This is a genomic window from Janthinobacterium sp. Ant5-2-1 (assembly GCF_001445815.1).
Lineage (GTDB): Bacteria > Pseudomonadota > Gammaproteobacteria > Burkholderiales > Burkholderiaceae_D > Janthinobacterium > Janthinobacterium lividum_E.
In genome coordinates this window covers 58,627-65,963 of the sequence record NZ_LNCE01000045.1, presented here as the reverse complement: position 1 = coordinate 65,963, position 7,337 = coordinate 58,627, and the positions used below count along the sequence as shown (strand labels likewise).

The window sequence follows — 7,337 nt, the reverse complement described above, 5'->3', positions numbered from 1 at the left end:
CCGTCAGCCGTGCGGCAAGGCGATTTTTTCCATCACCGCGCGCAGCAGCGTGGCGTCCGGCGCCGCAGACGGCGCCGAGCGCCACGCGATGATGCCGTCCGGCCGGACGATCACGGCGCCGTCATCGCCTGTGCCGAAGGTGTCGCCGAAGGCCTGATCGGCGGGGAAAACCACGTCGGCGCCGGCCAGCAAGGTCTTCAACGATAGGTGCGCGGCGGCAGCGGACCAGCGCGGATCGGCTGTCAGCAGCACGAAATCCTCGGTCAACAGGTCGATGCTGGAGATGCTGTTGCCGCGATGCCGGACCCATACGTGGGGCGCGCGCGTGCCTGGCTGGCCGGCCCAGTCGCGCGGATGGGCGGCCGGCGGCAGTGCCGCGTCCGCGCCGAGGATGGCGCCAGAGCGCGTCAGCTGGCCCAGTTCCATCGCCAGGTTGCCATACAGTGGCGCGTCCTGGTAGCCATCGCCGACCCATTTCGCATAGTCCGGCCGGGCGAAGGTTTGCTGGTGCCGCAGCCAGGCGATGGGCCGGCGCTCGTCCGTGTAGGTGTCGAGCAGGGCGGGGCGCGATTGCCGCCGCAGGACCCTTTGCAGCTTCCATGCCAGGTTGTAGACGTCGTCGATGCCCGTGTTGGCGCCATAGCCGCCGCGCGTGGGCGGCAATTGATGGGCAGAATCGCCGGCCAGGAAAATGCGCCCCTCGCTGAACCTGTCCGCGATCAGGCCTGCCAGCTCCCAGCGCCCCGTGGTGATCAGCTCGAACGCCATGTCCTTGCCCAGGGCCTGGCGGACCAGCGCCCGCAATTGCTCGTCAGTGCTATCGCTTTGCTCTTCAAACATGAGGAACCAGCGCCCATCGGAATACGTGCCCAGGAAGCCCTTGAAGCCTGGCTGGTCGATGTCGAACTGGCGGATGCCCCGTTCCAGAAAGGCGTCTGCCTCCGCGCAGCGGAACAGCACGCTGCGCAGCACGCGCAGGGGACCTGCGCCCTGGCGCGCGATGCCCAGCTGTTCGCGGATGGGGCTGGCCGCGCCATCGGCGGCGATCAGGTAATCGGCCGTGACGGCATAGCATGCGCCCGTATCGCGCTGGCGCAGCTGCGCCGTGACGCACTGCGCATCCTGCTGCACGGACAGCAGTCCCACGCCCGTGCGCAGGTCCGCGCCGCGCGCGCGGGCGGCCTCGCGCAGGATCGGCTCCAGCAAGTCCTGGGCGATGGCGGCACCGGTCGTGGGCGAGGCCTTGCCGTCGCGCTCTTCCGGCTGGCCTGGCGTCCACGGCAATTCCTCGTAGTGCTGACCCGCCAGGCTTTCCACGCGGGCGCGGCGCACGCTGGCGCCGGGCGGCACCTGGGGGATGCGTTCGGCGATGCCGGCGGCGCGGAAAAATTCCAGCGTGTGTTCCGTAAAGCCCGTGGCGCGGGGATGCGCGGCGCTGCCGTGGTGTTTTTCAACGAGGATATGCGGCACGCCCCGCCATGCGAGGAAGAGCGAGGCTGAAAGCCCGACGAGGCTGCCGCCGATGATGAGTACAGGGGTGTGGATTGAAGCTGGGTTCATGATGTCGTCCTGGAGGTTGTGCAGAGCACACTCGGTCAAGGACGTGGTGAATTTTCGCGGCAGGCGGAACGCCGTTCAGGCAGCAGGGTGACGGAACGCACGCCGACGAAAAAACGGCGCACGTCCGCTTTTCGTCGTGGTCCGCGGCCCCCAGGGCTGGAATATGACCGTCCACAGGCGGACGGCTGACCGGGGCTCACCACGCCGGTCCACCTTTTTCGACGCCACGATCTTAGCACGGGACTGTCGTGCGCCGCCAGCCCGGGGAAACCCCATGCAACGGCGTTCAGGCGGCCTTGGCCAGTCCTTCCGCTTCCCAAGCAGCCTTGACGCTGTCGCGCTCGGTCATGCGGCCCAGGAATGCCTGCACATTGGCCAGTTGCGACAGGTCCACGCCCAGCTGCGGCGCCCAGCCCGTCACGGCGAACAGGTAGGGATCGGCCACGGTCATCGTGTCGCCGGTCAGGTAGGCCTGGCCTTCCAGGCGGCTGTTGATCCACGCATATTTCTTGCCCAGTTCCTCGATGAACAGGGCCTTGGTTGCGGCGTCGATGCGGGAATCGAACAGGGGGCTGTACGATTTGTGCAGCTCGGACGTGATGTAATTCTGCCATTCCATCACCTTGTAGCGGGCAAAGTTGCCCACGGGCGGCAGCAGGTCGTGCTTGCCGGCATGCTCGGCGATGTACTGGGCGATGACGGGGCCTTCGCTCAAGGTCCTGCCATCGTCGAGCGCCAGCAGCGGCACCAGGCCTTTCGGGTTCAGTTCATAGTAATTGCCGCCTTCCGGCGTCTTGTGCTGGCCCAGGTCGACCTTGACCAGGGTGAACGGCGTGCCCGTTTCGCGCAGGATGATGTGCGGCGCCAGCGAGCAGGCGCCCGGCGAGTAAAAGAGTTTCATGGCGATCCTATCCTTGAACAGATTGGGAAGACGCCACTATAGTCCTGCGCAGGCGGCGGGTAAATGCGTGTTCGTACAATTCGCCGTTCACGCTCGGAGGAGACTTGCGCTGGCTCAAATGGCCGCCGGCGCCGGGCAGTCTGCCGCCGCCGTGGTGCCGGCCCCGGTTTTTTTAACGGCCGCTCAGGCGCGCCCGCCCAAGCTGCCTCCACCATCGACCGCCAGCACCTGGCCTGTCACGTAACTGGCTTGTTCCGACAGCAGGAAGCCGACGGCGGCGGCAATTTCATCGGGCTGTCCCAGGCGCCGCATCGGTATCGTTGCAAGCACCTGGCGTTCCATCTCGCTGCCGACGGGGCGGGTCTTGCGGAACAGTTCCGTTTCCACGGGGCCTGGCGCGACCGCATTGACCGTCACGCCGTGTTCGGCCAACTCCAGGGCCCAGGTTTTCGTGCAGCCGACCAGGGCGCTTTTGGCGGCGGAATAGGCCGTGCGGTTCACGTTGCCGTGGATGGCCCGGCTGCAGATATTCACGATCCGGCCATAGCGGCGCTGCTTCATCGCCGCCACGAACTGCTGCGTTACCTGGATGGCGGCGCGCACGTTCAGGTCGAAGACGTTCTGCAAGGTGGCAAAGTCGATTTGCCCCAGCGGCTGGGGCGAGGCAATGCCTGCATTGTTCACGATGCCATCGATGTCAAACTCTTGTTCAAGCGTCTTGAGAACCTGCGCCGTCTGCGCCAGGTCGCCAAGATCGCAGGCCACCAAGGTGCCGGGAAAGTCCACGCCTTCAATGTGCCGGGCGATGCCGATGACCCGATGGCCTTGCTGATGCAGCAAGGTGCTGATGGCATAGCCGATACCGCGTGTCGCGCCGGTGACGAGAAAAGTACGGGATGTCATGGAAGAGGATTGCCTTTGGCTTGAAAATGTATACCTGCGAAGGCTACACTTTTTTGCAACTTCATGCCGCCGCGGCGGCTGACCACTCGCGCAGCAATTGTCCGAACGCTTCGGCCGCCGCCGTACTGCTGGCGGCGCGCCAGACGAGCTGGAACCGGGCCGCGGGCAGGGCGGGCAAACCATGCTGGCCATCGATGACCACCATGCCCGCTTCCAGGTCGCCTTGCGGCAGGGCCGTGATCGCCAAGCCAGCCAGCACGGCGGCGCGCAAGCCCTGCTGGCTGGGCGAGGTGAACGCCACGCGCCAGTCGATTCCGGCGCCATCGAGGGCGTCGACGCCCACTTGCCGGTGCATGCAGGGCGCGGGTGAAAACGCCAGCGGCAGCGGCAGCGCGCCATCGTGCCGGAAGTCGTGCGCCGCGGCCCAGACGAAGCGCGTGCGGCGCAGCACGGCCGCCTCATCCTGGCCATCGGCCAGGGTCATGACAACGGCCAGGTCCAGCGCATCGGCGGCGACCAGTTTTTGCAAGTCAAGATAGGTGCCCACCGTGACATCCAGGCGCACGGCAGGAAACAGGTGCGCGAACTGTGCCAGCAGGGCGGGCAAACGCGCGCCCATGAAATTTTCCGGCACGCCAAAGCGCACGGCGCCGGCAATCGAGGAACGCTGGAAGCGCCGCGACAGGGCATCCTGGGCCGTCAGGATTTGCCGCGCATGGCGCAGGAAATCCTCGCCGTCTTCCGTCAGGCGCAGGCTGCGCGTCGTGCGCAGCAGCAGCGCGGTGCCCGCTTGCTCTTCCAGGCGGCGGATCTGGTGGCTGATGGCGGACTGGCTCAGGTGCAGCCGTTCGGCGGCACGCGTAAAGCCGCCCGTGTCCTGTACCGCCACAAAGGCGCGCAGCAGGGCGGTATCGAAGTCCATGGCGCTCCCGTGATTCATGATGAAAATGAATGAATTGTACAAAATTTTATCATTTCCCTCATGAGTCGAGGTTTTCTAGAATGGTCGCTTGCAGTGCTGCGGCACTACGCGTCCCTCCATGACTACCGAAAGCAAGGCTTCGATGCTACCGACTACTTCGCAACAAAACGCACTCACCCTGGCCGCCGTCTGCCTGGCCTCGCTGATGTTTGGCCTGGAAATTTCCAGCGTCCCCGTGATCCTGCCCACCCTGGAAACCGTGCTGCATGGCGACTTCAAGGACTTGCAATGGATCATGAACGCCTACACGCTGGCTTGCACCACCGTGCTGATGGCCACGGGCACCCTGGCCGACCGCTATGGCCGCAAGCGCTTGCTGCTCGCCAGCCTGGCACTGTTCGGTGTCAGTTCGCTGGCATGCGGCTGGGCCGGCAGCACGGGCGTGCTGATCGTGGCGCGTGCGGTACAGGGCATGGCCGGCGGCGCCATGCTGATTTGCCAGGTGGCCGTGCTGTCGGGGCAGTTCCCGGCCGGCGCCGCGCGGGGCCGGGCGTTTGGCGCCTGGGGCATCGTGTTTGGCCTGGGCCTGGGCTTCGGACCCATCATCGGCGCGGCCATCGTCGCGCTGTCAAGCTGGCAGTGGGTATTTCTCGTGCACGGGCCGCTGGCGCTGGCGGCACTGCTGCTGGTGGCGCCGGGCGTGAGCGAATCGCGCGATCCGCAGCGGCGCAAGCTGGACGTGGCCGGCATCGCCACCCTGTCGCTGGCCGTGTTCAGCCTTGCCTGGTGCATCACGCAGGGACCGGCGCTGGGTTTTGCGGACCCGCGCACGCTGGCCAGCCTGGCCATGGCGCTGGCTGGTTTTGCCGCGTTTGCCGTCATCGAACAGCGCCAGGCCGAACCGATGGTCGATTTTTCCGTCTTTCGCATCCGCCGCTTCTCGGGCGCCTTGCTCGGTTCGGCGGGCATGAACTGCAGTTTTTGGCCGCTCATGATTTATCTGCCCCTGTATGTGCAGCATGGCCTCGGCTACGACAGTTTGGGCACGGGCCTGACCTTGCTGGCCTATACCTTGCCCACCTTGCTCGTGCCGCCGCTGGCCGAGCGGCTGGCGCTGCGCTACCGGGCCGATGCGGTGATCCCCGCCGGCTTGCTGGCCATCGGCGCGGGCTTTCTGCTGATGCTGTGGGGCAGCCAGGCGGACGCCGCCAGCTGGCTGACGATCCTGCCCGGCTGTCTGCTGGCGGGCACGGGTCTGGGCTTGACCAACACGCCCGTCACCAACACGACGACGGGCGCCGTGCCCGGCGAACGGGCCGGCATGGCGTCCAGCATCGACATCAGCGCGCGCATGATCAGCCTGTCCATCAATATCGCGCTGATGGGCTTTATCCTCGTCGACGCCATCCGGTCCGCCTTGCGGCCGCATCTTCCCGGCGGACTGGACGCGGCCACCTTGCGCGCCATGGCCGAGGATTTATCGGCAGGCAAGGTCGCCGGCGCGCTGCCGGCCGGCGTGGCCAAGCTTGCATTGGTTCAGGGATTTGGCGCCGTGATGCTGTATGGCGGCGTGGCCGCCTGCCTGTTCGCCGTGGCCAGCTGGCTGGTGTTTGGCGCCGGGCGGGCGCGGCAGGCGGCCGGGTTGCCGGTGCGCGAATAGCCAGGAGGCTATAATCCGGGCATGTTGGCAAGTTTTGCCAATGTCATTACGAGGCCGCTCATGCACAAACTGATTTCCGAACTCACCCGCCTGTACCTGTTCGAGGAACAGCAGCAATACGTCGACGCAGACGGCGGCGCGCAGCCACTGACGCCGGCCGTGCTGGCGCGCCATCTGTCGGGTGAGCAGACGGTGGCCGTGCAACTCGTGACCGGGAGCGGTCTGACGCGTGCGCTGGTGCTGGAATTTGGCGGCAAGGGCGGCGGAGAAGCGCACTGGAGCGCGCTGTGCGCGATCGCCAATGCCGTGCAGCACGAGCTGGACTTGCCGGCGCCCGCCGTCAGCATTTCGGGCACGGCGTTCCAGCTGTGGCTGTCGCTGGCCACGCCCGTGCCCGTCGCCCAGGCGCGCCAGTTCGTGCAGCTGCTGCGTTCCACCTTTTTACCCGCCTCGACGGACATCCTCGCCGCAGCGCCGCCCGCCGACGTGGAGCAGGCGGCGCTGCCGCCCGCCTTGCAGCCGTCGGGCAAGTGGGCCGCCTTCATCCACCCCAGCATGGGCGCCGCCTTCGTCGACGAGCCTGGCCTGGACATGCCGCCGCCGCCAGCCGCCCAGCTGGGCTTCCTGGAAAGCTTGCGCAGCATCAACCCGGGACAATTCGCGCAGGCGCTGGCCAAGCTGCAGGGGCATGCGGGGTTGCTTGAGGCCGTACCCGCTCCCGTCGCCGCTCCATTGCCAACGCTAGTGTCCCAGTCACCGGCGCAGCCGGGCTTGCTGCTGCAGGACGCCAGCCTGGAAGACATCGTGCGCTGGCTGCATGCGCGTAATATCGAACCGACTTTCCGGCACCGGTTGCCGTAGCCGGGCGCTCCTTATCCCTACATTAAACACCCGGGAGGCAACATGACAGTCAAGCGCATGGACAACGTCGGCATCGTGGTAGCAGACCTCGATGCCGCCATTGCGTTCTTCACCGAACTTGGACTCGTTCTCGAAGGACGCGCCCCAATTGAAGGAGACTGGGCAGATGGTGTCACCGGTCTGCACGGCATGCGCGTGGAGATAGCCATGCTGCGGACGCCGGACGGTCACAGCCGTCTCGAGTTATCGCGTTTCCTCGCGCCGCCCGTGGTCGCCGATCACCGCAACGCCCCGGTGAACGCTTTCGGTTACCTGCGTGTCATGTTTACCGTCGAGGATATCGACGATACGCTCGTCCGGCTCGTCAAACGCGGCGCGAAGCTGGTCGGCGAAGTCGTCCGGTACGAAAACATGTATCGGCTCTGCTATATCCGTGGTCCCGAAGGAATCCTCATCGGACTTGCCGAACAGTTGCCGCAGAAAACGTCCTGAGGGAATCCCGCAGGGCCTTGAACACTACAGGATCGGAT

General features: G+C 66.1%; 7 protein-coding genes. 3 read left to right on the top strand and 4 right to left on the bottom strand.

Annotated features, from left to right (window positions below):
- Positions 1 to 3: 3 nt before the first annotated feature.
- From ASN89_RS14890 to ASN89_RS14875, 4 genes are all read right to left on the bottom strand, one after another.
- A complete protein-coding gene (locus ASN89_RS14890) occupies positions 4 to 1,560 on the bottom strand; it encodes an FAD-dependent monooxygenase (protein WP_058049798.1) in 1,557 nt (518 codons plus the stop codon).
- A gap of 286 nt (positions 1,561 to 1,846) precedes the next feature.
- The gene (gene gstA, locus ASN89_RS14885; RefSeq protein WP_058049797.1) at positions 1,847 to 2,461 is read right to left on the bottom strand and encodes a glutathione transferase GstA; all 615 of its coding nucleotides are present in this window, start codon (positions 2,459 to 2,461) and stop codon (positions 1,847 to 1,849) included.
- Positions 2,462 to 2,644: 183 nt separating this feature from the next.
- Positions 2,645 to 3,364 carry an SDR family oxidoreductase gene (locus tag ASN89_RS14880; protein WP_058049796.1) on the bottom strand — a complete coding sequence of 240 codons (720 nt, stop codon included), beginning with the start codon at positions 3,362 to 3,364 and terminating at the stop codon, positions 2,645 to 2,647.
- 61 nt (positions 3,365 to 3,425) lie between these two features.
- Positions 3,426 to 4,286: a LysR substrate-binding domain-containing protein gene (locus ASN89_RS14875; protein WP_058049806.1), complete on the bottom strand. Its 861-nt coding sequence runs from the start codon at positions 4,284 to 4,286 to the stop codon at positions 3,426 to 3,428.
- Positions 4,287 to 4,428: 142 nt separating this feature from the next.
- Here ASN89_RS14875 and ASN89_RS14870 point away from each other — a divergent pair, with 142 nt between their 5' ends.
- Genes ASN89_RS14870 through ASN89_RS14860 form a run of 3 tightly spaced genes read left to right on the top strand, consistent with a single transcriptional unit; the run spans position 4,429 to position 7,299 of the window.
- Complete coding sequence (locus tag ASN89_RS14870; RefSeq protein WP_058049805.1) at positions 4,429 to 5,946, top strand: MFS transporter; 1,518 nt, start codon at positions 4,429 to 4,431, stop codon at positions 5,944 to 5,946.
- Positions 5,947 to 6,006: 60 nt separating this feature from the next.
- Complete coding sequence (locus tag ASN89_RS14865) at positions 6,007 to 6,807, top strand: TOTE conflict system archaeo-eukaryotic primase domain-containing protein (RefSeq protein ID WP_082654584.1); 801 nt, start codon at positions 6,007 to 6,009, stop codon at positions 6,805 to 6,807.
- Positions 6,808 to 6,849: 42 nt separating this feature from the next.
- Positions 6,850 to 7,299 (top strand): VOC family protein, encoded by a 450-nt coding sequence (locus ASN89_RS14860; RefSeq protein ID WP_058049795.1) that lies wholly within the window; start codon positions 6,850 to 6,852, stop codon positions 7,297 to 7,299.
- Positions 7,300 to 7,337 lie beyond the last annotated feature (38 nt).

Bases quoted from the DNA above. Each gene is read 5' to 3' on its own strand.
- ASN89_RS14890 (WP_058049798.1), bottom strand. From the start codon at position 1,560: ATGAACCCAGCTTCAATCCACACCCCTGTACTCATCATCGGCGGCAGC.
- gstA (WP_058049797.1), bottom strand. From the start codon at position 2,461: ATGAAACTCTTTTACTCGCCGGGCGCCTGCTCGCTGGCGCCGCACATC.
- ASN89_RS14880 (WP_058049796.1), bottom strand. From the start codon at position 3,364: ATGACATCCCGTACTTTTCTCGTCACCGGCGCGACACGCGGTATCGGC.
- ASN89_RS14875 (WP_058049806.1), bottom strand. From the start codon at position 4,286: ATGGACTTCGATACCGCCCTGCTGCGCGCCTTTGTGGCGGTACAGGAC.
- ASN89_RS14870 (WP_058049805.1), top strand. From the start codon at position 4,429: ATGCTACCGACTACTTCGCAACAAAACGCACTCACCCTGGCCGCCGTC.
- ASN89_RS14865 (WP_082654584.1), top strand. From the start codon at position 6,007: ATGCACAAACTGATTTCCGAACTCACCCGCCTGTACCTGTTCGAGGAA.
- ASN89_RS14860 (WP_058049795.1), top strand. From the start codon at position 6,850: ATGACAGTCAAGCGCATGGACAACGTCGGCATCGTGGTAGCAGACCTC.